Source organism: Novosphingobium sp. Fuku2-ISO-50 (assembly GCF_001519055.1).
Taxonomy (GTDB): domain Bacteria; phylum Pseudomonadota; class Alphaproteobacteria; order Sphingomonadales; family Sphingomonadaceae; genus Novosphingobium.
In genome coordinates this window covers 1-22,088 of record NZ_KQ954306.1, presented here as the reverse complement: position 1 = coordinate 22,088, position 22,088 = coordinate 1, and the positions used below count along the sequence as shown (strand labels likewise).

Here is a 22,088-nt window from a genome sequence, read left to right as displayed (position 1 = left end):
ACCGACCCGTAACCCGCCATTCAGCAATCGGCACGAAACTTGCCGTTTCCCGCCGCTGCTTACCGCCTTTCAGTATGTCTGGTGCTAGGCTGAAAGCCGCCCTTCGCCCCCGGCCTGGGAATGACGGCTACGTCCCAAACCACGTCGATGCCAGCCCGCCTTGGCAATGTGAATGAGAGGCAACTTTCGGTTCACTGATCAGGGGGCTGGAATGTCAGGAATGAGGGCGGTGTCCGCCCCCCGCCCCCTAACCCGCAGGTGCCGCCGTCGACTGGCGCACCAGCAGTTCGTGCGCGTGGAGCACGGGCGGCGGCGCGGGTTCGCCCGACAGGAGTTTGAGCAGGCCGTCGGTGGCGGTCATCGCCATGTCGAACACCGGCTGGCGCACGGTGGTCAGTTTGGGCATGATCAGGCGGGCGATGTCGGAATCGTCGAAGCCGGTGACCGACAGGTCGCCGGGGATCGACAGGCCCGCTTCGCGCGCGACGGTCATCGCGCCGACCGCCATGTCGTCGTTTTGCGCCAGAATGGCGGTCGGGCGCGGGCCGGGGCGTGACAGGATGCGGCGCATCGCCGCCTCGCCGCTGGCGAAGGTAAAATCGCCGGGCTCGAAGCACAGTGCGTCTTCGCCGATGTCATGGGCGGCAAAGGCGCGGGCGTAGCCTTCGCTGCGCGCGGCGCTGGCGCGGTGAGTCGGATCGCCGAGGATCACCGCCAGCCGCCGATGGCCGAGCGCGAGCAGATGTTCGGCCACTTCGCGTGCCGCCGCCGTGTCATCGAGCAACGAGCAGGCGCCTCGCCCCGGTTCAAGCTGCGGCGCGATCCGGCCATAGTGGATGCCTGCCGCATCGAGGCGGTCGAGCACGGCCAGTTCGTCGCTGCCGGGCGGGGCCAGCACCACGCCGTCGAGCGCCGCCGAGCGCAGGAATTCGAAGAAATCATCGGGCCGCGCGCAGACATCGCGAAACGGCAGGATGATCATGCGATAGCGTTCGTCGGCCAGCCGTTCGAGCACGCCGCGCTGCAATTCGACGACATAGCTCGGGCTGGGGCGTTCATAGGTCAGCCCGATCATGAAACTGCGCCGGGTGATCAGCCCCTTGGCGGTGATGTTCGGCTGATAATTGAGCGCTTTGGCAACCGCCTTGACCTTTTCGCGCAAGGCATCCTTGACGAAGGGTTCGTCGTTCAACACCCGCGAAACGGTCTTGGGCGAAACGCCGGCGGCTGTCGCGATTTCATAGATCGTGGCGCGGCGCGAAATGGCGGTTCTCCGTGGTCTGCGCAGCGGTCTTGCGCGAAACCCGGCGGATTGACAAGCGCCTTGGCTACAGCGCTTTGCCGCAGGCCGTATCGGGCAGCCGGGTGGCCGGATTGGCAGCAAACGCCGGATCATCGAGCGCCTTGAGAAACGCGATCAGGTCCACCGTTTCGCCGGGCCGCAACGCGAGCCCATGGCGCGCGATCGCTTCGTCCAGGCTTTTCGCGCTGCCGTCGTGCCACCATGGCCCGGTCATCGCGACATTGCGCAAGGACGGCGTGCGAAACCGCCCCCGATCATCCGCGCGCCCGGTCTTTTCATAGAGCCCCTGATCGGGCGCACTCACATCGACCGGGCCCAGCAGATGAAAGCGCAGATCGGTAAACCGCACCCCCGCATGGCACCCGGCACAGGCGCGGCGAAATGTCCGCTCGCCGCGCTGCGCCCCGGCATCGAGCGCGCCATGGTCCCACGCGCTGCCGTACGAAACAAGCGTGCGTTCGAAACCGGCAATCGCCTTGGCCACCGTGTCCAGATCGATCCGCCCGTCATTTTCGGGAAAGGCCTCGGCAAACATCCGGCGATAACAGCCATCGCGGCCCAGTCTCTGCGCGATCTGATCCGCGCGCCCGGCCATGCCCATTTCGACGGGATGCGTGCCCATGACCGGCACGGCGACTTGCCGTTCCAGCGTGGTCTGCCCCGGATCGGCATGAGTCAGCGGCGAAAACCACGCGACATTGGCCAGCCCCGGCACATTGCGCCGCCCCGCTTCGCCGGTCACGCCGGGATGCGTGGTATTGCCGTCGCCAAAGCCATGCCGCGCCTCATGACAGGTCGCACAGGCCATCGTGCCGTCGAGCGACAAGTCCGCATCATAAAACAACCGCCGCCCAAGCTCGACTTTGGCCGCGCGCATCGGATTGTCGGCGGGGACCGGCGGCGGCGCCACGCCCGGCGGTAAATGCCATTCCCAGCCCGGCGCCGCCCCCACCAGCGCGAGAGGCAGCAACGACAAGATCGCCCGCAATTTCACGGCTGGCGGATCACCATGACCTGGCTGTCGGGGCCGCCGTTCGCCGAAATCTGCAAGGTATAGACGCCCGGTTCGAGCGCGAAATCGACCATCTTGCGAATCCCGGTACATGCCGGACCATGGCCGTGCGCCAGCGATTCCACCGCCTTGCCATCTGCGGAAACCAGATCGATCCACGCCGGAGAGCCCAGCGCGACGCGATACGTGCCGCGCGTCGCCACGCTGACCTGCAACAGCCCGCCATAGCTGACCGAGCCGCCCGGCTTTTCCGGCCGCAGCGGATAAGTCACCGCCGGGGTCTGCAACAAGCTGACAAGCGCCGCCTGCCCCATGACCAGCGCCGTCCCCGGCACACCGGCGGCGGCCTTGCGCGCCACCGGCTGGCCCCAGGCGGCAAGCTCCGGCGGCAGGACGCCCGGCGCGGTGCAGGTCGGCGCCTCTTCCGCCGCGAAGGCGACATGCGGCGCAGCAATCGCGACCGCTGCGGCAACAATCATCCATGTCCTTGAAATCACGACACCCGGTTTCCTTGCCAATCTATGTTTCCAAAAATATAGCAGCGCATCGCACAACATAACAGCGCTACATGAGGGGGCCCCCATGCGTTCGCCATTCCTACCCTGTCTTCTGCTTTCCGTCAGCCTGCCCGCCGCAGCGCTCGCGCAATCCGCTCCGGCACCCGAAAAGGCCGAAACGGCCAATGCCGACGGGGCGTTTTCGCTCGGCCAGATCGTGGTCACCGCGCCGCAAGGAGCGCCGCTCACCATCGGCAGCGCGACACTGACCGCCAGGACCATTGCCGCGTTCGACCGCGTGACGCTTGACGATGCGGTCGCCATGATCCCTGGCGTCTATGCGGGCGCCACCGGCGGCACGCGCAACGAACGACTGATCTATGTGCGCGGGTTCAACCGCTTTGAAGTGCCGCTGCTGATCGACGGTATCCGGGTCTATCTGCCCGCCGATAACCGGCTCGATTTCGGGCGGTTCATGACCAGCGACATTGCCGAAGTGCAAGTCGCCAAAGGCTATGTCTCGGTGCTCGACGGCCCCGACGGCATGGGCGGCGCGATCAATCTGGTCACGCGCAAGCCGACCCGCGCGCTCGAAGCCGAACTCGCCGGCACGCTGAACCTCGGCCATGAAGCCGAATATGCGGGCTACAATCTGTCGGGCCGGATCGGCACCGCGCATGACCGCTGGTACCTCGCGGTCAGCGGCGCACGCAACTTTGTCGATCACACCGATCTTGCCGGCGGCTTTGTCCCGACCGCAACGCAAGGCGCGGGGCATCGCGCGCTGAGCCGGAACGAAGATTGGCGCATCAACGTCAAGGCCGGGTTTACCCCCAATGCGACCGACGAATATTCGATCAACTATACCCGGCAGGAAGGGTCAAAGCTGGCCCCGCTGTCGACACTCGATCCGCTGTCGGCGCAGAAATACTGGACCTGGCCCGCATGGAACATGGACAGCATCTATGCGCTGACCCAGACCGCGCTCGGCGATTCCGCCACGCTGAAAACGCGGGTCTATCGCAACACGTTCTACAACCTGCTGCGCAGTTTCGATGACCAGACCGAAACGACGCAAAGCAAGGGCTATGCCTTCAACAGCCCCTATTGGGACAAGGCCTGGGGCGGATCGGCAGAATTGACGCTGAAACCCATGGCGGGCGACCGGCTCAGCCTGGCCGCGCATTACCGGCTCGACCTGCACCACGAACAACAGACCAGCTTTCCCGGCGCATCGACCGCGCCGATGCTGACCGACAAGGAAAACACCTTCAGCCTGGCCGCCGAAAACGAACTGACGCTGGCGCCGGGCTGGACCCTGCTGACGGGCGCGGGCTACGACTGGCGCAATATGCTCGACGCCATGGCCTATGGCGCGCCGCTCGGCAGCAATCCCAAGACGACGCCGAGCGTGCTCTACAACTGGCCGCTGCACGACACGTCGGCCTGGAGCGCGCAGGCGCAAGTAAGCTGGGCGGTCGATGCGCAGACATCGCTTCACGCCAATGTCTCGTCGCGGGTGCGCTTCCCCACGCTGTTCGAGCTTTACAGCCAGAAATTCGGCACCTCGATCCCCAACCCCGATCTGCGCCCCGAACGCGCAACCAATTTCGAAGTGGGCGGCAGCCACCGGTTCCGCACCATCAGCCTCGACGCGGCGGCGTTCTATTCGCACCTCAATAATGTGATCGTCTCGCAGCCGACGCTGGCCTATTCATGCACCGCCAGCACCACCCCCGGCCCCTGCTCGGCCACCAGCATGACGCAATCGATCAACGCGGGTAACGGCGATACTTACGGCGCCGAGCTGTCGATCGAAGCGCAAGTCACGCGCACGCTGAGCCTCGGCGGCAATTATACCTGGGTCCATCAGATCGTGCATTACCCGGCCAGCGTGATTGGCAATGTCTATAGCGCGCCCGCGCCCGATCCGACCAACGTCCCCAACAGCAAGGCGTTTGTCTATGCCGACTGGGCCCCGCTCGCCCGGCTGCATCTGCGCCCCGCCGCCGACATCGAATCCAACCGCTGGACCGTCACCGATGTCGCCCCGATCACTTATTATCGCACCGGCCATCACGTAAACGCGCAAGTCAGCGCGGAATACGAAGTGAGCAAAGCGGTGCGCGCCACCGTCGGCGTGCGCAATCTGCTCGACCAGAATTACCAGCTTGCCTCCGGCTACCCCGAACAGGGCCGCAGCTATTACGCCAGCCTGCGCCTGACCTATTGAGGCGTGCAGCTTCCCCCTTTTTCAAAATGTTAAATTGCATCGCCTAACGTCTACGCCACGCCTGTACCAAGACCCGGTTCAGGCGTGGCAAAAAGGGGATCGGCAATGCGTGTGATGGTGACCGGAGGCGCGGGCTTCATCGGCTCGGCACTCGTGCGCCATCTCGTGCTGGATTGCGGGCATGATGTCCTGACGATCGATGCGCTGACTTATGCCGGACACCTGTCGTCGCTGCGGGAGGTCGATGGCCATGCCCGCCACCGCTTCGTGCGCGCCGACATCCGCGATGGGGCCGCGATGCGCGCCGCGATCGACAGCTTTCGCCCTCAGCGGATCATGCATCTGGCGGCGGAAAGCCATGTCGACCGCTCGATCACCGGCGCGCAGGATTTCATCACCACCAATGTGGTCGGCACGTTCACTCTGCTCGAAGCCGCGCGCGCCTATTGGCAAACTCTCGCCCCCGACGAGGCGGCGGCCTTTCGCCTGCTCCATGTCTCGACCGACGAAGTCTACGGTTCGCTTACCGGCGCCCCCGACAGCGGCGGCGGATTTCGGGAGAGCACGGCTTACGATCCCTCCTCGCCCTATGCCGCGTCAAAGGCAGCCAGCGATCACCTCGCCCGCGCCTGGCACAGGACCTATGGCCTGCCGGTGATCGTGACCAATTGTTCGAACAATTACGGGCCTTATCACTTCCCCGAAAAGCTCATTCCGCTGACCATTCTCAACGCGCTCGAAGGGCTGCCCCTGCCCGTCTATGGCCAGGGCGAAAACGTGCGCGACTGGCTCCATGTCGATGACCATGCCCGCGCGCTCGATCTTGTCGCAACACGCGGACGACCGGGCGCGACCTATAATATCGGCGGGCGCAACGAACGGCGCAACATCGACGTCGTGCGGCGCATCTGCGCGGTGCTCGACGACCTGCGCCCCGGGGCAAGCCCTCACGAAGCGCTGATCCGCTTTGTCACCGACCGCCCCGGACACGACGCCCGCTATGCCATCGATGCCACCCTGATCGAGACAGAGCTCGGCTGGCGCGCGCAGGAGAGCTTTGACAGCGGGATTGCCAGGACCGTCCGCTGGTATTGCGACAACGCCGACTGGTGGACCCCGCTGCGCCGCGCCTATCGCGGAGAACGCCTCGGGCTTGATCGGGAAACACAGTCATGAAGGGCATTATCCTCGCCGGCGGCACCGGAACCCGGCTCTATCCGATCACGCTGGCGACTTCGAAACAGCTGATCCCGGTCTATGACAAGCCGATGATCTATTACCCGCTGACCACGCTGATGCTGGCGGGAATCCACGAAATCCTGATCATCACCACCCCCCACGACGCGCCTGCCTTCCGCGAACTGCTCGGCGATGGCAGCCAGTGGGGCCTAAACCTCGAATACGCGGTCCAGCCGCAACCCAACGGTCTTGCCGAAGCGTTCCTGATCGGTCGGGACTTCATCGCCGGGGGCCCATGCTGCCTCGTCCTGGGCGACAACATCTTCTTTGGCCATGCCCTGCCGCAGACTTTGCGCGAAGTCGCCGCGATGCCCGGCGGGGCCACGGTGTTTGCCTATCACGTCGCCGATCCCGCCCGCTATGGCGTGGTCGAATTCGACGCGCAGGGCCACGCGCTGACCATCGAGGAAAAACCCGCGCATCCGAAATCGAACTGGGCGGTCACAGGCCTCTATTTCTTCGACGAAAATGTCGCCGACATCGCCGCCACCCTGACCCCTTCGGCGCGCGGCGAGCTGGAAGTGACCGATGTCATCACCGCCTATCTGAAACGCGGCTGCCTCTCGGTGCGCCAATTGGGCCGCGGCTATGTCTGGCTCGATACCGGCACTCCCGACAGCCTGCTCGACGCCGCCGATTTCGTCGGCACGCTCGAACGCCGCCAGGGCATGAAAATCGCCTGCCCCGAAGAAATCGCCTGGCGCCAGCACCTGATCGACGACACCACCCTCGCCCAGGCCATCACCCGCCTCGGCCGCAACAGCTACACCGCCTATCTCCAGAGCCTGCTGGACCGGCGCTAACGCTGCGAACCGGCAGGGCTGCCGCCATCAACTGCGTTTTATTCGCCATCTTCGCGGCGGGAAAAGAAATAGGCGCCGACATCGGCGGCGATCGGGCTGGCAGGGTTTGCCCATCGTAACGGGCGTCCCGGCTCGGCGATCATATCGCGCGCCGGATCGAAATCGTTGTCGGTCAGTATCCGATACCGGCCCGTGTAATTCCGGTTGATCATCGCCCCGTGCCAGAGGTGATAGGCCGTTTGCGGCAGATCATCGAGATGGGCGAACAACCCCTTGTGCCGCGCGCGCGCCGCCCACTGATGGACATGAGCCCAGTGCGGCTCGGTGTGGGGCCGCTTGCTCCACGTTTGATCAAGCCGCCCCAGTTGCGCAAAAACGGTCATCGCATCGGCGCCGCCGACGACATTGCCTTCGTAAAGGCCGCTCGCCACAAAGGTCTCTCGCAGCGCGGCCCACGCAAAGCCATAGACGTTGTACAACTTCGGAAGAGCGTCCGCACCCTTCGCGAGTGGATCGCTTCTTTTGCCCCACACGCCTTCAATGGCGTCGAACTGCCCCTCGCGCAGGGATCGCGCGATGGAAATGCCGGATAGCAAGGGCGTCAGACCGGCGCATTGCGCGATGTCCACGGTTTGCGGATCGATGTCTTCCGCCAGATGGTGCGCCGTTTCAAACAATTGCACCATGCCGCCATGCTCGTCCAGCGCGGCGCGCGCCTTGATCGGCCAGTCCGGGTCCGAGAAAAGAAGGTCAGCGTCCACCCAGGCGACATAGCGCACATGGGGCGGCAACATCGCCGCGCCGATATTCAGCAGCCGCTCCTTTTGCCAGATGCGATCGTCTCCGCTCAGACGCACGACCATGTCGGCGTCGGCGTCCTGCAATTGGCCCCGGCCATCCGGCGTCAGTTCGACAACCAGCAGCGGTGCGGTCAAATGCCGCCTGAACGCGTGAAAGTTCTGCAAACGCCGCCGATAGCCCGCCGGATTATAATAGGATGTAATGACCCAAAGCGGATCGGACGGCGACCGGTCTTGCAGCGTCACCCGACGACCTCGCACTTGAATGCGCGCAATTTCCCGGCGGCGGTGCGGTCAAGATCCGGCACGAACTCGATCACCGTTTCGAACAGCCCGCCCGATGCTTTCGCCACCACATTCTCGACTATGGAAAGTTCGTCTCCCGTCAAGGCGCGAGAGGCCACGATCTGGAGCACGATCTGCGTAAAGCTGCGCTGAACCAGCCGAAACTCGCGTATCGCGGGAATGCCGGACAGGCGATAATGACTGATGTCGGCGCGTCGCCTTTCGCCATTTGCGAGCAGGAAATAATCATCCGCGCGCCCGACGACGCGTTTCAGCGCCAGAAGGCCACGGCCGCACGAGCACGGTTGTGCAACTTCCGCCTCATCACCGATTTCATAGCGAAGCAGCGGCATCGCAAAATTGTGCAGCGGCGTCAGCACGACCCTGCCGATTTCCCCTGGCCGACAGGCCCCGCCATCGGCGTTGAGAATTTCCACCAGCGCGATTTCGGACTGGACATGCAGATTGGTGGTTTCCGGGCATTGCAGCGCAATATAGCCGGTTTCACCGCTCGTGTAGTTTTCGACGATCTTGCAGCCGAAAACCTTCAGGCAATCCTCGCGCAGTTCATCGCTGACTTGCTCGGATGCGGTAAAAACCGCGCGCATCGCGCCGACTTTCTCCCGCTTGTCGCGGATATGGGAAATGATCAGCCGCAGATAGGACGGAAATGTATAGAGATAGGCCGGCTGCATCTTGCGAATGAAAGCCACCTGCTGCGCCAACGGCAATTTTGGACTAAGCAGGCCAAGTCGCCCGGTTTTCCAGAACAGGTTTGCCGGATGCCCCCAATCGGGCAGAATCAGCCCGTCTTTAGACCGCGCGGCAGCCATCTGTTCGGGCGTCAAATCGTCGGGGATGCCACGCAGACGCACCAGATCGCCTTCGGGCCGATCACGGTGCCACAGTTCCTCGCGGATATTGATCGATTCCCACAGGACATTGTCCAGAGCCGTCTTGCGAACACGCACGGGGACGCCCGACGAACCACCGGACGCGGCCACGGCTGTCGGACCAAAACCCGCGGGAATGCTGCTTGCATAAAGCTTTTCGCCCAATTGGCCCACATCGGCACGTGTCAGGATCGGCAAGCGGCGCCACGCAGCTTCGGTGAGACGCTTGCCCGGCGCCAGTCCCGCGCGCCGGAGGCGATCGGCGTAAAACGGAACGGTTCTGGCGCAATGTTCGATCAGCAGGGAGAGTTGCGCAAATTGGGCCGACCGCATCTTGTCCGGCGGCCAAAACTGGCTCTCGTCATACTGGCGCTGCAAGGCCAGCAATTCAGCCGCACGCCCGGAGAAGATCGCAGGAAACCCAATGGCAGGAATGGCAGAACGCAAAGCCATTGAAAAATCGCCATAAAAGACCGCCACGCGCAGAGCTGGCGGATTACAACCCTGGAAAGATCCCTCCGGCCATGACCTGGCCGGAGGAATCGCGTTCAACGCTGGCGGTCAAAAATGGTAGTTCACACCAAATTTCACGGTGCTCTCATACTCGTGAATATCGGCGGCCACGTTTGAGTAATACGTGCCGTTCAACGTCACGGTCCGGGTCGGATAGCTGACGTGATCGTATTCGGCCTTGAAGCTCCACTTGGGCGTGAGAGCATATTCAAGACCGCCGCCAACCAGCAGGCCCGAGCGCGTCAACGAGCCATCCGCCGTATCGCCATAGGAATCGGTGAGATGATATTTGTAGTTGGCACGCGCATAGCCAACTTTGCCAAACGCCAGAAGGCGATTGAAGGTAGCGCCAAGACGCGCAGACACATTGCCGCCGAATTTGTTGTGAGCGGTAAGCCCTTCCCCGCCAAGATAGCTGGTGCCCGACTTGGTGGACCCATAAATCTCGGCCTCTACACCGACAAGAATGTGGCTCGCCAACTGATAGTTATAGCCGATTTCGCCAGCATAGACGAAGCCTTGCTTGTTGGCAGCGGTCTGCCCGTTATTGACATAAGAAAGATCCGCAACATCCCACGATGAATTGCCGGCGGCATAACCGATCTCGGCACCGGCATAGGCACCGGTCCAGCTGAACGCCTGCGAACCAGTTGCAGGCGCGGCTGCAGGATCGGCAAAAGCCGCGGTCGACTGCATGGCGCAGGCCAGCACCGAAGCGCCCACGAAAAGCGCCGATGGACACGATTTGATTGATTTTACAGACATTATCTGCACCTCCCTAGTGCTTTCAGCCGGCTCTTGCCGTCTTACCTGACAAGCGCCATTTCTGCGCAAATGGCGATAGTGTCAAGATTGCGGTATTGACTGACACCTTTTTACCTTACCGTTCGCTTCATTTTGGACACAGTTTCGTTTAAAAACCATAAGTAAAAACCTTTATAACTTGATTATTACCATGCGGAAATTTAATTCAGATTATTTTCGACCATGTATTCATACCTGATCCTGCTCGGAATCATTGAACTTGGGCGGCCCGCCGCACGCGCAGGGCGCCTACTGCGAAGGGGCCACGGGGCCGGCGGGCCGATTTATTGCAGCGCCCCTGATTGACCCGGGTCGCGCTTGGCGGGATAGGCTGCCTGTCATGGACTTCAACGATCAACTTCGCCGTTTCTTCGGGACTGACGATCTCGATACACTCACCCCGGCGGCGCTTGCCGGCGGGGCCGAACACATGCGCGTCGAGTTCGGGCTTGAGACGGACAAGGGTCGGCGGTTCGCGATGTGGACGATCCTTTACATGCTGGACGCCGCGCCGGATCTCGATGTCGCGTTCAAGGACGCAGCCGACCGCGACGCGGCGCGCAATTTCATGGATATGATGGACAAATCCGTCGACGGATAGTCGCGCAACCAAGTCCGGCGTTTCTGGACGCGAGCGGCACGCTCCAAGCGACGAAGTGCCGACGCGCCCCGCACCGGCCAAACTGCGCCGATTCGAGCCATATTTTCAACATATATTATTGAAAAATATGGTGAGCCCAGCTGGATTCGAACCAGCGACCTACTGATTAAAAGCTGGCCATTACTGCTTTGCAGATCGATGCATATTACTTCAATTCGCATCTCAGATCAAGAATTTCTGCAATCTCCATTAAATCATGCCGTTTCATATCTTTTCATTCCGTGGCAAGCAATTGCCTGCCTCTGATACCCCGCTGTGACCCACACTTTCGCCTCTAACCAATTCTCGGACCATTTTTAACCAAATCGCCCAGGTCACCATGGCTGCGACCCGCTAACAAGAGAGTGTAATCTCCCCAGCGCATAAAGCACCCTCCCGAGCAAAACAAGAATTTATGCAATGTCTCCATTGCGTTAACCAGACGAGCACCTGTTATGCATAGAACACCCTAACGAGGAGAGGTGCGCCGAACGTGACAAATGCCACACCCAAACGAATCGCCCTTCCTCACGCGGTGAGGAAAATTTACGAAGCCGTCGAAGAGCTATCGGCTCGTTATCCGGGGCGGCCATTCACGCCGGACGGGCATCTTGTCGGCTCAATTGGGGAGGTCATTGCCGCCGAGGCACTTGGACTGAAACTCTATCCGCCAAGCCGACCAGGGCACGATGCTTATGATGACAATGGCGACGTGCAGATCAAACTCACGGGTGGCAATGCCATCTCGATGTACGCGACATGCGACCGCCTCGTTTTCCTGAAGATCGTTTCGCCTGAGGAAGCCGAAATCGCATATGATGGACCCGGCAACATTGCTTGGGAAAGCGCGGGCGCAATGGCCAAGAACGGCCAGCGTCGCATCAGACTGTCACGACTGAAAGGGCTTTCAAGCCCGATTGAACTCTGAGGGGGAATAATTGGCCCAAGGTTACATTTACACCGTCGATGCGAACGGTGACCTTCGCAGGATGACACCATCAGCCCCGGAGAATGAAGATCGGATGCAGACGTTGGTCGCAAAATATCCAGAGCTAATCACAGACGGCGACGGCGACCTGCTTCTGGTGCGCCGGGAACAAACAATTGCTGACAGCGAAAACGGCGGTGGCCGTTGGTCCGTCGATCACCTGTTCGTCACTCGCGACGCTGTACCTGTGTTGGTTGAACTCAAGCGTGCGGTTGACACGCGCCTCCGGCGTGAAGTGGTCGGCCAAATGCTCGACTATGCCGCGAACGCCACCGCGTATTGGCAGGCCGGAAGGATCGCCCAAAGTTTTGCGCAGTCAATCCAGGACCCCGCGATAAACGCCGATGAGGTTTTGGCCGAGTTCATTGGCGATCAGGAGCCCGAAAGCTTTTGGGCACAGGTCGATTCGAACTTTGCATCGGGCCGCATCAAACTGGTATTTGTGGCCGATGAAATTCCCCGCGAACTCGCACGGATAGTCGAATTCCTGAACGACCAGATGCGCGCGGATGTTCGAGCCGTGGAGTTGCGTTGGTTTGCAGACGAGCATGGGTCCATAAGCCTCAGCCCGCGCGTGATCGGCGAAACTGAGCGGACAGCCGCCGTCAAAGGCGCCCGCATAGCGAAGCCGTCGCTGTCCATTGAGGAATGGCTTCAAAAGCAAATTTCGCCATCCGGCGCAGACGCGATGAAAGGCGCAAGAGCCTATATTGCCATGATCGAAGCGCTCGGCGGCAAGGCTGATTTAGCAAACGCTCAGGGCTCGATTATTGCGGTGTTCGCGGGTGCGAATGGAAAATTCGTTTATCCGCTGCATCTTTGGGGCCACGATACCAATATCTCGTTGTCACTTCGTTGGCTCAAGAATGCGCCCGCACTACAGGACGAAGCGGTCAGGCGAGTTTGGTTCGAGAGGCTCAAGGAAATTGTAGGCGACCTGAGCACATCAAATCTTGCTGGATTTCCCGCCTTCAGCGTTTCAGTCTTGGCAAACTGCGAAAAATCGGAACAACTGCAACGTTTCCTAGCCGATCTCGTCGCGGTGCTGCAAAGTCGCCCCGTTTAAAAACGTTTCACGGAGGCATTTCCCTTGAAAAAGTGGAGCGTCGTTGAGGCTTTTGCCCACTTAGGGGCGGTCACGAACAACCGCTATGCGTGGTCTGCGCAAAGCCCGGACGGTTCGATCACCGTGGTTACGCTTTGGACTGACGAAGTGGAAGACGATGGCGCTCGCGTTACTGTCGATTTTTTCAATCATCCCAAGCTCGCGGTTTGGTCAACGCAGCGCGGACATAACGGTCAGCAACGGCACTTGCAGCATGTATGGGACACCGACCGTGTGTTCCGGGTCGTCATGGTCAAGGCAAAAGATGCCACCGCCAGCCCAAGGACGGCGATCGAAAGATGGCCAGAAGATTCGCTGACGATGCACTTGACTGCCTTTGATCCAACCACAGGGGCATTTCGTGCAGAGGGAACAAGAACCTCGACAAAGGGCACAGATTGGACCGATGACGAACTCGAGGCGTGCGTCAAAGCGTATCACCGGCTTTGGCTAGCACAGCAGGCCGGCGAACAAATCAACAAATCGAACCTACGCCGAACAGTGGTGGCGAATGACCTTCGTAGCCGCAGTGAAGGCGCCTACGAGCGGCGAATGCAAAATATTTCCGCCGTGATCGACGAATTAGGTCTTGACTTCGTCTCGGGCTATGTGCCGTTGCATAACATTGGTCGCGCTAAGGGGCGGATCATAAGCCTGATCAACAAGCATTGGGTGCGGGCTGAAATACTGGAAGCGACCACAGCCGACCCCGAGCAGTTGGCAACGCGCGTAGAATCTGCTGCAGAAAAGCTAAAGGTCGGAGACTTCCCGCTCCCCGAAGGCTCACAAACGGTCGAACGAGTTACGGGTTTTACTCGGCAGTTTGCTCGTGATCCCAATGTGATCGCATGGATTTTGCAAGCCGCGCAGGGCGTATGCGAGGCCTGTGGCGAAGCAGCCCCCTTCTTCCGCGATGATGGTACACCGTTCCTTGAAGTGCATCATTTGAGGCGATTAGCCGATGGTGGTCCAGACACTATCGACAATGCCATTGCCGGATGCCCCAATTGCCATCGGCGGTTGCACCACGGAAATGACCGGGATGCGTATCGTCGTCAGATTATCAAGCGTGTCGATCGGCTTGTTGACCATCCAAAACGCAAACTTGCATAGCAAACACATGGGTTTTCAATTGGTGCGAGCCATACGATGAAAATGGACCGAGTTTAGTTCGGTGCTCTATAAAGCATTTTTTCCACCTCCACGTCCCAGATGTAGTCGAGTGATCCGTCCTCCCGATAGGCCGCGTAAATCGAAGTCCCCGGCACCGTGACGATGCAAGAGGGAATAGATTCGACATCGATCAACGTCATCACGCCAGCAAGCGCGGGATACCTATCTCGAACGTCGGCAGGCAGGCGAAAATCTGTGCGGGGAAAGATGTCCCTCATGGCCGATGCGCGTCCATTCCTTTTGAGCTCTGTTCGGGCAAGCCGTCAGCGCATCAAGGCGATGCTAAGCCCGGCTTCCCAGCTCAGTGCATGACTGTCAGAACCGATCGGCCCGACACATGATCATTTGGGTTGCCATTCGGGCGGTACGTTCACCGATATGTCCCTTTGCTGCCCATTCCGATCGATACGAAGCGCGATCGGTTGCGGCCCCGTTAAGGCTGTCTTCAAAGCATCAGGATCAGCAGGTTGGCCGTTGATCTTGGTTATAATATCGCCAGGGAATATGTCGGCGGTATAGGCTGGCGAGCCATCCCGCACGAATCTAATTGCGATTGCATGTCGAGTTTCGAGCCTCTGCATCTCAGGCGCGCTCAATTCCCGCATCAAAATCCCAATACCAGATTTGGGTAGCTCCTGAAAGTAAATCGCAGTCTTGCTGAAACGATTTATCCGTATTGGAATATAGGTAGTCTGTGTTCCATAGGTAGTTGTTGTTCCTGAATAAGTGCCGCTAGCAGAACCTCCACTACCGTATACGTTCGCAGTTCCGTTTGTGTAGGATGTTGTCGTATTCGGCAACGTTAGCGGAATTGACGTCATGGTCGAAGACTTTAGGTTAGCGCTCACAACAAGATATCTTGCATGCAATTTTTTGGCGAGGCGCACAGCATCGTCAGTTTTGTTATTTCCGGTCTCGAATGAGGTGAAACCGATCGGCGCATAGCCCCTGCGCCACATCTGCTCGATATCGGCATCCGAATTGCCACTGGTACTCATCATTTCCGGCTCACCATTGAAGGCGATTGCGGTAGGCCATTTCCCGATTGGCCGGAAAAACTTCTCCCAATCGTTTGCATGGGCCGTTTGAGCCGCACCCAGTGCAATCCCAGCGATAAGAGTTGCTATCAAGCGCATCTCAACCCCCATTGAGCAAGTTTATCTTAGTCATATTGGCAAGCTGGGAATGCCGCAATGGCTAAGGATTAAACGCCAATCTCGCATCCCGCAAAATTTTAAATATGGCCAAAATGGCGATACCATGACCTCACCCGCAATATGACAGCCGCATCGATTGCGCGAACAGCTGTTTCAGGCCAAGCATTAGCTGCAGAGACAACATTCTTGGGGCGAACACTATGGCACGAAACGGAAAGATCTGTTTGCTTATGGCGGTGGCGCTCACAGCGCCGATCGTCGCCCCCGCACGAGCATTAGCGCGCCACTACGTTCACCACTATACCGCCCATCACGGTTACGGCCCGCGATATGGGCGTCACTACACGAACGTAGACGGCAATAGCATCCACAGCCCGATGCAAGCCAACCATCGCCCGGCAGGCGCGACCGCGCATTGCGTAGATGGCTCATGGAGCTTCAGCCAACACGCGCGTGGGACATGCTCACACCATGGCGGCGTCGGGGGCTGGTAAGCGTGATCGATCGATTCACAGGTCAGTGCGGCGCATAATCGGCTTCGATCACGCAATCACCTGATGGCGAAAACCACCAGCCCGAGTCGCGGCGCTTGGTGCGGGCGGGTGCGCTGGAATTCGGTTCCAACTACCCCCGGTCCTTTTGCAAATCGACGCAGGCTGAACTTTTCCGTATCGCCTCGTTCTAAGTACAGGATTTTCTTTGAGATTATCAGATTTCCATGATTATTGCGGTGCCGTTGAAAGGAACGGCATATGCGCAAGGCACTCAATGCGAAGGCAATCGATGCGTTCAAGCCTATGGACAAGCGGTATGAGGTCCACGACCTTCTGTGCCCCGGTTTTAGCGTTCGCGTTTACCCGACGGGCAAGAAGGTTTTCACGGTCAAATATCGGTATGGCGTCAACCAACGGCGCCTGCCTCTAGGCATATACCCCCGACTAACTCTTGCCGAAGCCCGCACTCGGGCGACCGATGCGCTGCGCCTTGTCGATGACGGTGTCGATCCCGCAGCAAAACGCCGTCAGTTGGACATGCGTGTTGAGGCCGTCTGCAACGAGTTCATTCGGATTTACGCGCGCCCGCGCAATCGCAGTTGGCGTGAGGCCGAGCGTATCCTTCAGCGCGAACTTGTGCCCGTGTTTGGCCAGCGTGATATTCGACACCTCACCCGCCCAGACATCATGTCCTTGATCGACGGCGCGGTAGATCGTGGATCATCGTATCAGGCGAACCGCATCCACTCACACGTGCGCAAGCTGTTCAATTGGTGCGTCGAACGCGGCATCGTGGATGCGTCGCCTGTGTTGGGCCTACGCGCACCTACACGCGAACAGGCGCGCGACCGGGTTTTGTCTGATGGCGAAATCACAGCCCTGCTGGAAGCCTGCGAAGCCGAGCCATACCCCTATCGGCAATTTGTGCCCCTGCTGCTGGCGACCGCGCAACGACGGGGCGAATTGAATGAAATGCGTTGGAGCGAAATCAATGTCGATCAGAAAGAATGGGTCATTCCCGGCCACTTGTCGAAAAATGGCAAGCCCCATGCCGTCCCGCTCAGTGCGTTTGCTCTGCAACTGCTGGGCGAAGTCCCGCGCTACGCCGGGTGCGACATTGTGTTCACAACCAATGGCCGGGTGCCGATCAACGGGTTCACCAAGGCCATCCGCCACATGCACGAGATTTCGGGCACGACCAACTGGCGGTTCCACGATCTGCGTCGTACCGCCGCCTCTGGAATGGCGCGGGCAAGGGTTGCGCCCCACGTCATCGAGAAGGTCTTGAACCACATCTCAGGCACGATTTCAGGTGTGGCGGCAGTGTATAATCGCTACGGCTACGACACCGAGAAGCGCGACGCCTTGGAGCAATGGGGCGAACGCCTTGCGGAACTCAAAGCCGCCAAATAGTAACGTATTGCAATTTACAATACGTTGCGGTATATGTCGCCCGATTGGAGATTTTATCATGGCGCAGGCCGCTTCCCGCAAAGACCACCCGTTATCAATGCGCCTGCCCGACGCCGATCTGGCGATCATCGACCGTGCAGCCCAGTTGCGCGGACGTTCGCGTACTGAATTCATGCGTGATGCCGCCGTGCGTGCCGCCGAAGAGGCCATCATGGAAAACACGCTGATCCGGGTTAGCCCCGAAGGGTTTGAAGCTTTCGTCGCCGCCCTTGATGTGCCTGGCAAGCCTGTGCCCGCCATGGTTGATGTGCTGAAGCGCGCGGCGCCTTGGGAAAAGGCCGCTGACCAGTAAAGCGCACAACCATGCCGATTTCAGCGCCAGAGCCGTTGAACGACCTGCACGATCTGTCGCAATTCACCAGCGGCAAGCCGTCACTGGATAACTGGCTCAAACAGCGTGCGCTTTCCAACCACCGCAAGGGCTTCACAGCGGTCACGGTCGTACATGATGCCGGGCGAGTCGTTGGCTATTATGGTCTTGCGCCGACCGCGATCATACCAACCGCCATGCCGCGCGCGATTCGCACCGGGCAACCACCCGATCCGGTCCCGTGTTTGCTCTTGGGCCAGCTCGCGACCGACACCGCATGGGCCGGGCAAGGAATCGGAACAGGGCTGGTCAAACACGCCTTGGAACGCTGCGTTGCGGCTGCGACATTGGTTGGCGGCAGGACCTTGGTCGTCAATGCAGTGGACGGCGATGCGGCAGACTTCTGGGCGCGGCGCGGGTTTGTTCCGTCAAAAGACGACCCTATGATCCTGTTCCGTTCGATTACCGATATCGCAGTGTCCATCACGTCAGCTTCCAGTTGAGCGGCGCAAAACGCCGATCCAGCACAACACGGGCAATCGGAATGCGTGCGGTTACGACGCATTGACAGGTATGGGCTACAATCGTTCAAGGCCCCATGTTGAGATCCGATCGTGACCGAACCAACCGCAATCGATGAAGCCCCCTTCCCGCGCTCGGTCATCGAGTCGATTGCCAAGGAGGCGAAAATCACCGACCCTGTTCAGCGAGCTGCCCTTACCGAACGTCTCGACTATCTGGCCACCCACTATCGCGACGTTTTGTCCACGATGCCCAATGACTTCGACCAGTACGCACCGTTTGACGCCACACTGACTGAACGAGTCGAATGGCTCGAAACCAAGCTCCTAAATCCGCTTGATCGCGTGATCGAAGCGGTGAGCCCCAAAAATCAGGCATGGTTTTCTCTCTGGCCAAATGACGTGATCGACGAGCTCAAGCCTGATTATGACACCGTTCGCACACAACTCGAAAACCTGAAACTCATGGCGCAGAACGTCATCATCAACTTGGTCTACCACCGACACTATAGCTTGCCTTTCAATGAGTTCCTGCGGTTTCATATCGTGACAGACATAGCCAAGGTCCTGGACAGCGTTGCGCCGAACCTGAAACCCAGCCGTGGCACCTATACCAAAGAGCTGGGAGAATTCGCTGGGCGTTATCCCACCATCATCCGGCAGGCGTACCAAGCCATCACTGGCAAGGCGGAACCTCTCGATCGCCTGATCAAAGAGGTGGTCGATCAGCGTCGGCAAAAATGAATATGCCACGGGGATTCCCGGCAGTACTTTCATTTGCCACTATCGATTTTGTCGAAAATATGTGAATAATACGATGTCATCACCAACGGAGTATTTGTGATGACATTCCCCAATACAAAAATCGTTATTACACGAGAAGATTTGAATAGACTTGGTATTACCATGTCGAATTCCACGCTTATTCGCCTTGAAGCGAAGGGACAATTTCCCAAGCGTATCCGGTTTGGCGCGCATAGCGTGGCATGGATTGCTGGCGAAGTTCACGCTCACATCGCCTCGCTAGCGGCAGCGCGGGAGGCAGCGTAATGGTCCCCGCAAAGCTGAAACCGCTTACGTCACCCGACAGGTCGGCCAGCACATTGGCGTCCGCTGTCGATTTTCTGACCATGGTTTGGGACAGCCACGATCCGGCTGCATATACCTTTCTTGGCACCCGTCAGGGCGCAAGCTGGAACGATCATGCTATTCGCGGCAATCGTGGCGCGCGTATTGCCCGACTGCTTGAAAGTTACGCACCAGAGCGGTTCGACATCTATTTCTGTCCGAACGCCTTCACCGAACCTCGTCGGCAAATGGGACTGGCGTTGCCAAGCCCGTATGCATGGTGCGACATCGACGATGCAGATCCGCGTGGATATGATCCTGCCCCGAACATCCTATGGCGCACATCTCCTGGTCGCCTTCAAGGCATCTGGATTTGGGATCAAGCGCAACCAGGTGCAGTCGCTGAGATTCACTCCCGCAACATCGTATACAAGGACGGAGGGGATAAGGGCGGCTGGTCGATCACCAAGATGCTGCGCTTGCCCGGTACCATCAATCACAAGCCGGAATATGGAAGGCCGCTCGTAACCCTGCGTCGCTTCGACGTTACGCCGCAAAGGCTACCTGCCTCGATCCGAAACGAACGACCCCAAATCGCCAAGGCCCGACCAACCAAAATCATAACTGCCGGGCTCGACGCAAAGGAGATCATGCGGCGTTACCGGCTCAAAATTGGCCTGCAAGCAGGCACATTGATGATGGCCAAGCGCGTCATGCGAAAGGACCGATCTGGCGCTGTCTTTATAATCGTGGCTGCACTGATCGCTGCTGGCGCTTCGGATTCCGAGATCGCGACAGTGCTGCTCGTGAACCCCTACTTCGTCGACAAATGGGGGGCCGATCCGGACGAGGCCGAGAAACAGATTATTCAAATTCATGCAAGGCTGGAGGCGGGACAATGAGCAAGAACATTCAATCTGAAAGTGACGCCGGCCACCTTTTCCGGAAGGCACACGGTAAAATCATCCGCTATGTCCCTGAAAAAGCGCAATGGCTTATCAAGGATGGAGATCTCTGGAAAATTGACGAATCGAAGGGTGTTGAGGCCTTGATCCGGAAATTTCTTGATCAGCAGAACGAACCCGAAGCTCGCTGGAAGGGTTCCCTGTCAACCGTCCGTAACGTCAAAGGTTTTACCGAAAGTGATAAAAGCCTGCATGTCTCTATCAGTGAAATGGATGCGCAGGAATTTCTGCTCGGAACGCCCGGCGGTCTATTCAATATAAAGAAGCGGACATTTGTCAAAACGAGACTCGGCATATACGTCACCAAACAAACATCAGTCGATCCTGATGAAGAATCATCATGCCCTCAATGGAATAAATTCATTAAGCAGATTTTTAAAAGCGATCTAGAAAAAATCGCCTATTTCAAGAGGTTTTGCGGTTATCTTTTGACGGGAAGCACAAAAGAGCAGAAGATTCTAGTTATTTACGGACCGGGTGGAAATGGTAAGTCTGTTCTCGTTAACACAATTGCCGCGATCATGGGAGATTACCACAATGAGGCACTTCCAGAGACTTTTATAGATGGCAAAAGTAAAACACATGAGACGGCAATGGCATATGTCGCTGGCGCCAGGTTTGTGACCTCCGGAGAAACCGAGCAAGGCGGTATGCTGAATGAGGTCACGGTCAAACGAGCAACTGGCGCCGATTTGGTTACCGCTCGATTTCTTTACAAAAACCCGTTTACGTACCGGCCGTGCTACAAGATCTGGATGACGACCAACCATCTGCCTCGACTTAAGTCTGTCGGACCTGACATGCGCCGCCGCATACACTTGCTCGAGTTGGACTATGTCCCGAAGAAACCCGATCACGATCTCGAGCGAAAGCTTACTGACGAGCATTCAGCAATCCTATCGTGGATGATCGATGGCGCGCGTGAATGGTTTCGTCAGGGCCTCAACCCGCCCGAGTCGATCACTGCCTCCACAGATCAATATTTCGCAGAGCAGGACACACTCGGTACATGGTTGGAGCAGCGCACGAGGGAAAGCGAGGGTTCAGTGACACCCTCAGCGGTACTTCGCGAGAGTTATAACAGGTTTTTGCGTGAGCGCGGGCTTCCGGACATAGATAGCAGCGTGTTCGGCAGGCTACTCAGTGCGCGAGGGTTTGAAAGCACGACCGCGAAGGCGGAACGGGACGGAAACCGCGCGCGGTGCTTTGAAGGAATTCGCCTTCGCATGAACACTTGAACAGTTATTTCATATATTGCGGCTTGGTGCCATTTAGCGGACCAATAGCAATTATAAATAACAACTGTGCAAGTGTTCACGAGAATAAGTCATACGGCTGGACTTAGCGCTTTGCGCGCCTCCTCCAGTCCCTTGGACCCAGGCAGCCATTGCCAAGGTTGGCGGGGTTCATGTTCCTTGCCGAGGTTCGGATATTGCTTCGTCTGTTTCGCTGCAAGGCGCAGCATCATCCGAGCCTCGCGCGGGGGAATTCCAGCCTCACGGGCAACATGGTCAAGCGTGATAAATTCCATAGCACCTGTGGCTTCGGGATTCGGGGCGGTCGATTTGGAATTGGTCGTCGTCATATTGTCGGCTCCTTGGTTGATTGCCGACATCTCGATTAAGACGGGTTTGGAAGGTTTGTCAGGCCAAATCCTAGAAACCTTGATCGAAATCCATCAGCGGAATCGTGAAGGTCGCTTCCCCGTCGGTGAAGACATACTCGTCATCGTCGCTGCCTACCTCAAATGAGTAGCGATGCCCGTTTACGTCGATGTGGATAAATTCATCGGACGTGTGGATCACGTCGATT

General features: G+C 58.8%; 24 protein-coding genes. 15 read left to right on the top strand and 9 right to left on the bottom strand.

The genetic code is table 11. From position 1 onward, the window contains the following. Positions 1 to 247: 247 nt before the first annotated feature. The 3 genes from AQZ50_RS18635 to AQZ50_RS18625 form a co-directional block, all read right to left on the bottom strand. Entirely contained in the window at positions 248 to 1,237 is a 990-nt protein-coding gene (locus tag AQZ50_RS18635; protein ID WP_255354646.1) for a LacI family DNA-binding transcriptional regulator, read from the bottom strand. Between the two features lie 91 nt (positions 1,238 to 1,328). Continuing rightward, positions 1,329 to 2,279, bottom strand: coding sequence for a cytochrome-c peroxidase (locus tag AQZ50_RS18630; protein WP_231730413.1), 951 nt, complete (start codon positions 2,277 to 2,279; stop codon positions 1,329 to 1,331). A gap of 14 nt (positions 2,280 to 2,293) precedes the next feature. Continuing rightward, complete coding sequence (locus tag AQZ50_RS18625; protein WP_067748760.1) at positions 2,294 to 2,794, bottom strand: hypothetical protein; 501 nt, start codon at positions 2,792 to 2,794, stop codon at positions 2,294 to 2,296. A 103-nt stretch (positions 2,795 to 2,897) separates the two neighbouring features. On the opposite strand from AQZ50_RS18625, the gene AQZ50_RS18620 reads away from it, so the two are divergent. From AQZ50_RS18620 to rfbA, 3 genes are all read left to right on the top strand, one after another. Continuing rightward, positions 2,898 to 5,045 carry a TonB-dependent receptor plug domain-containing protein gene (locus AQZ50_RS18620; RefSeq protein WP_067748758.1) on the top strand — a complete coding sequence of 716 codons (2,148 nt, stop codon included), beginning with the start codon at positions 2,898 to 2,900 and terminating at the stop codon, positions 5,043 to 5,045. A gap of 105 nt (positions 5,046 to 5,150) precedes the next feature. After that, positions 5,151 to 6,221: a dTDP-glucose 4,6-dehydratase gene (rfbB, locus tag AQZ50_RS18615; protein ID WP_067748757.1), complete on the top strand. Its 1,071-nt coding sequence runs from the start codon at positions 5,151 to 5,153 to the stop codon at positions 6,219 to 6,221. Next, a complete protein-coding gene (rfbA, locus tag AQZ50_RS18610) occupies positions 6,218 to 7,087 on the top strand; it encodes a glucose-1-phosphate thymidylyltransferase RfbA (protein WP_067748755.1) in 870 nt (289 codons plus the stop codon). Before rfbB ends, rfbA begins: the two co-directional genes overlap by 4 nt. 38 nt (positions 7,088 to 7,125) lie before the next feature. Here the strand turns inward: rfbA and AQZ50_RS18605 are convergent, their stop codons facing one another. The 3 genes from AQZ50_RS18605 to AQZ50_RS18595 all read right to left on the bottom strand — a co-directional run bounded on the left by AQZ50_RS18605 (position 7,126) and on the right by AQZ50_RS18595 (position 10,343). Further along, a complete protein-coding gene (locus tag AQZ50_RS18605; protein WP_156427437.1) occupies positions 7,126 to 8,022 on the bottom strand; it encodes a hypothetical protein in 897 nt (298 codons plus the stop codon). A 107-nt stretch (positions 8,023 to 8,129) separates the two neighbouring features. Then, complete coding sequence (locus AQZ50_RS18600; RefSeq protein WP_156427436.1) at positions 8,130 to 9,518, bottom strand: phenylacetate--CoA ligase family protein; 1,389 nt, start codon at positions 9,516 to 9,518, stop codon at positions 8,130 to 8,132. Between the two features lie 108 nt (positions 9,519 to 9,626). After that, complete coding sequence (locus tag AQZ50_RS18595; RefSeq protein ID WP_082703800.1) at positions 9,627 to 10,343, bottom strand: outer membrane protein; 717 nt, start codon at positions 10,341 to 10,343, stop codon at positions 9,627 to 9,629. Positions 10,344 to 10,722: 379 nt separating this feature from the next. Here AQZ50_RS18595 and AQZ50_RS18590 point away from each other — a divergent pair, with 379 nt between their 5' ends. The 4 genes from AQZ50_RS18590 (at position 10,723) to AQZ50_RS20240 (ending at position 14,228) form a co-directional block, all read left to right on the top strand. Next, positions 10,723 to 10,983, top strand: a complete 261-nt coding sequence (locus AQZ50_RS18590; RefSeq protein WP_067748743.1) for a hypothetical protein — start codon at positions 10,723 to 10,725, stop codon at positions 10,981 to 10,983. Between the two features lie 532 nt (positions 10,984 to 11,515). Beyond that, positions 11,516 to 11,950: a DUF6998 domain-containing protein gene (locus AQZ50_RS18585; RefSeq protein WP_067748740.1), complete on the top strand. Its 435-nt coding sequence runs from the start codon at positions 11,516 to 11,518 to the stop codon at positions 11,948 to 11,950. 10 nt (positions 11,951 to 11,960) lie between these two features. Further along, entirely contained in the window at positions 11,961 to 13,076 is a 1,116-nt protein-coding gene (locus AQZ50_RS18580) for a PDDEXK family nuclease (RefSeq protein WP_067748737.1), read from the top strand. Positions 13,077 to 13,100: 24 nt separating this feature from the next. Continuing rightward, positions 13,101 to 14,228 carry an HNH endonuclease gene (locus AQZ50_RS20240; protein WP_082703799.1) on the top strand — a complete coding sequence of 376 codons (1,128 nt, stop codon included), beginning with the start codon at positions 13,101 to 13,103 and terminating at the stop codon, positions 14,226 to 14,228. Positions 14,229 to 14,281: 53 nt separating this feature from the next. Here the strand turns inward: AQZ50_RS20240 and AQZ50_RS20815 are convergent, their stop codons facing one another. Both AQZ50_RS20815 and AQZ50_RS20235 read right to left on the bottom strand, forming a co-directional pair. Further along, complete coding sequence (locus AQZ50_RS20815) at positions 14,282 to 14,506, bottom strand: hypothetical protein (RefSeq protein ID WP_067748734.1); 225 nt, start codon at positions 14,504 to 14,506, stop codon at positions 14,282 to 14,284. A 123-nt stretch (positions 14,507 to 14,629) separates the two neighbouring features. Continuing rightward, positions 14,630 to 15,424 carry a PDZ domain-containing protein gene (locus AQZ50_RS20235; RefSeq protein ID WP_197412557.1) on the bottom strand — a complete coding sequence of 265 codons (795 nt, stop codon included), beginning with the start codon at positions 15,422 to 15,424 and terminating at the stop codon, positions 14,630 to 14,632. Positions 15,425 to 15,645: 221 nt separating this feature from the next. Between AQZ50_RS20235 and AQZ50_RS21285 the strand changes: the two genes are divergently transcribed. The 8 genes from AQZ50_RS21285 to AQZ50_RS18540 all read left to right on the top strand — a co-directional run bounded on the left by AQZ50_RS21285 (position 15,646) and on the right by AQZ50_RS18540 (position 21,514). Continuing rightward, positions 15,646 to 15,939, top strand: coding sequence for a DUF3761 domain-containing protein (locus tag AQZ50_RS21285; RefSeq protein WP_369801441.1), 294 nt, complete (start codon positions 15,646 to 15,648; stop codon positions 15,937 to 15,939). Positions 15,940 to 16,197: 258 nt separating this feature from the next. Beyond that, positions 16,198 to 17,352, top strand: a complete 1,155-nt coding sequence (locus AQZ50_RS20225; protein ID WP_082703796.1) for a tyrosine-type recombinase/integrase — start codon at positions 16,198 to 16,200, stop codon at positions 17,350 to 17,352. Positions 17,353 to 17,410: 58 nt separating this feature from the next. Beyond that, positions 17,411 to 17,704: a type II toxin-antitoxin system TacA family antitoxin gene (locus AQZ50_RS18560; protein ID WP_067748725.1), complete on the top strand. Its 294-nt coding sequence runs from the start codon at positions 17,411 to 17,413 to the stop codon at positions 17,702 to 17,704. Positions 17,705 to 17,739: 35 nt separating this feature from the next. Beyond that, entirely contained in the window at positions 17,740 to 18,225 is a 486-nt protein-coding gene (locus AQZ50_RS18555) for a GNAT family N-acetyltransferase (protein ID WP_231730412.1), read from the top strand. A gap of 111 nt (positions 18,226 to 18,336) precedes the next feature. Beyond that, positions 18,337 to 18,987: a hypothetical protein gene (locus AQZ50_RS18550; RefSeq protein ID WP_067748719.1), complete on the top strand. Its 651-nt coding sequence runs from the start codon at positions 18,337 to 18,339 to the stop codon at positions 18,985 to 18,987. A gap of 99 nt (positions 18,988 to 19,086) precedes the next feature. Next, the gene (locus AQZ50_RS21175) at positions 19,087 to 19,293 is read left to right on the top strand and encodes a helix-turn-helix transcriptional regulator (RefSeq protein WP_082703795.1); all 207 of its coding nucleotides are present in this window, start codon (positions 19,087 to 19,089) and stop codon (positions 19,291 to 19,293) included. Next, positions 19,293 to 20,213: a DNA-primase RepB domain-containing protein gene (locus tag AQZ50_RS18545; protein ID WP_197412556.1), complete on the top strand. Its 921-nt coding sequence runs from the start codon at positions 19,293 to 19,295 to the stop codon at positions 20,211 to 20,213. Before AQZ50_RS21175 ends, AQZ50_RS18545 begins: the two co-directional genes overlap by 1 nt. Next, positions 20,210 to 21,514 (top strand): DNA primase family protein, encoded by a 1,305-nt coding sequence (locus AQZ50_RS18540; protein WP_067748713.1) that lies wholly within the window; start codon positions 20,210 to 20,212, stop codon positions 21,512 to 21,514. Before AQZ50_RS18545 ends, AQZ50_RS18540 begins: the two co-directional genes overlap by 4 nt. A gap of 89 nt (positions 21,515 to 21,603) precedes the next feature. Here AQZ50_RS18540 and AQZ50_RS20215 read toward each other — a convergent pair whose 3' ends face one another. Further along, on the bottom strand, positions 21,604 to 21,861 hold the full coding sequence (locus tag AQZ50_RS20215) for a hypothetical protein (protein WP_231730411.1): 258 nt from the start codon (positions 21,859 to 21,861) through the stop codon (positions 21,604 to 21,606). Positions 21,862 to 22,088: the final 227 nt, after the last annotated feature.

Coding starts and splice junctions, on each gene's coding strand:
- AQZ50_RS18625 (WP_067748760.1), bottom strand. CDS start 2,794: ATGATTGTTGCCGCAGCGGTCGCGATTGCTGCGCCGCATGTCGCCTTC.
- AQZ50_RS18620 (WP_067748758.1), top strand. CDS start 2,898: ATGCGTTCGCCATTCCTACCCTGTCTTCTGCTTTCCGTCAGCCTGCCC.
- rfbB (WP_067748757.1), top strand. CDS start 5,151: ATGCGTGTGATGGTGACCGGAGGCGCGGGCTTCATCGGCTCGGCACTC.
- rfbA (WP_067748755.1), top strand. CDS start 6,218: ATGAAGGGCATTATCCTCGCCGGCGGCACCGGAACCCGGCTCTATCCG.
- AQZ50_RS18600 (WP_156427436.1), bottom strand. CDS start 9,518: ATGGCTTTGCGTTCTGCCATTCCTGCCATTGGGTTTCCTGCGATCTTC.
- AQZ50_RS18595 (WP_082703800.1), bottom strand. CDS start 10,343: ATGTCTGTAAAATCAATCAAATCGTGTCCATCGGCGCTTTTCGTGGGC.
- AQZ50_RS18590 (WP_067748743.1), top strand. CDS start 10,723: ATGGACTTCAACGATCAACTTCGCCGTTTCTTCGGGACTGACGATCTC.
- AQZ50_RS20815 (WP_067748734.1), bottom strand. CDS start 14,506: ATGAGGGACATCTTTCCCCGCACAGATTTTCGCCTGCCTGCCGACGTT.
- AQZ50_RS20235 (WP_197412557.1), bottom strand. CDS start 15,424: ATGCGCTTGATAGCAACTCTTATCGCTGGGATTGCACTGGGTGCGGCT.
- AQZ50_RS21285 (WP_369801441.1), top strand. CDS start 15,646: ATGGCACGAAACGGAAAGATCTGTTTGCTTATGGCGGTGGCGCTCACA.
- AQZ50_RS20225 (WP_082703796.1), top strand. CDS start 16,198: ATGCGCAAGGCACTCAATGCGAAGGCAATCGATGCGTTCAAGCCTATG.
- AQZ50_RS18560 (WP_067748725.1), top strand. CDS start 17,411: ATGGCGCAGGCCGCTTCCCGCAAAGACCACCCGTTATCAATGCGCCTG.
- AQZ50_RS21175 (WP_082703795.1), top strand. CDS start 19,087: ATGACATTCCCCAATACAAAAATCGTTATTACACGAGAAGATTTGAAT.
- AQZ50_RS18545 (WP_197412556.1), top strand. CDS start 19,293: ATGGTCCCCGCAAAGCTGAAACCGCTTACGTCACCCGACAGGTCGGCC.
- AQZ50_RS18540 (WP_067748713.1), top strand. CDS start 20,210: ATGAGCAAGAACATTCAATCTGAAAGTGACGCCGGCCACCTTTTCCGG.
- AQZ50_RS20215 (WP_231730411.1), bottom strand. CDS start 21,861: ATGACGACGACCAATTCCAAATCGACCGCCCCGAATCCCGAAGCCACA.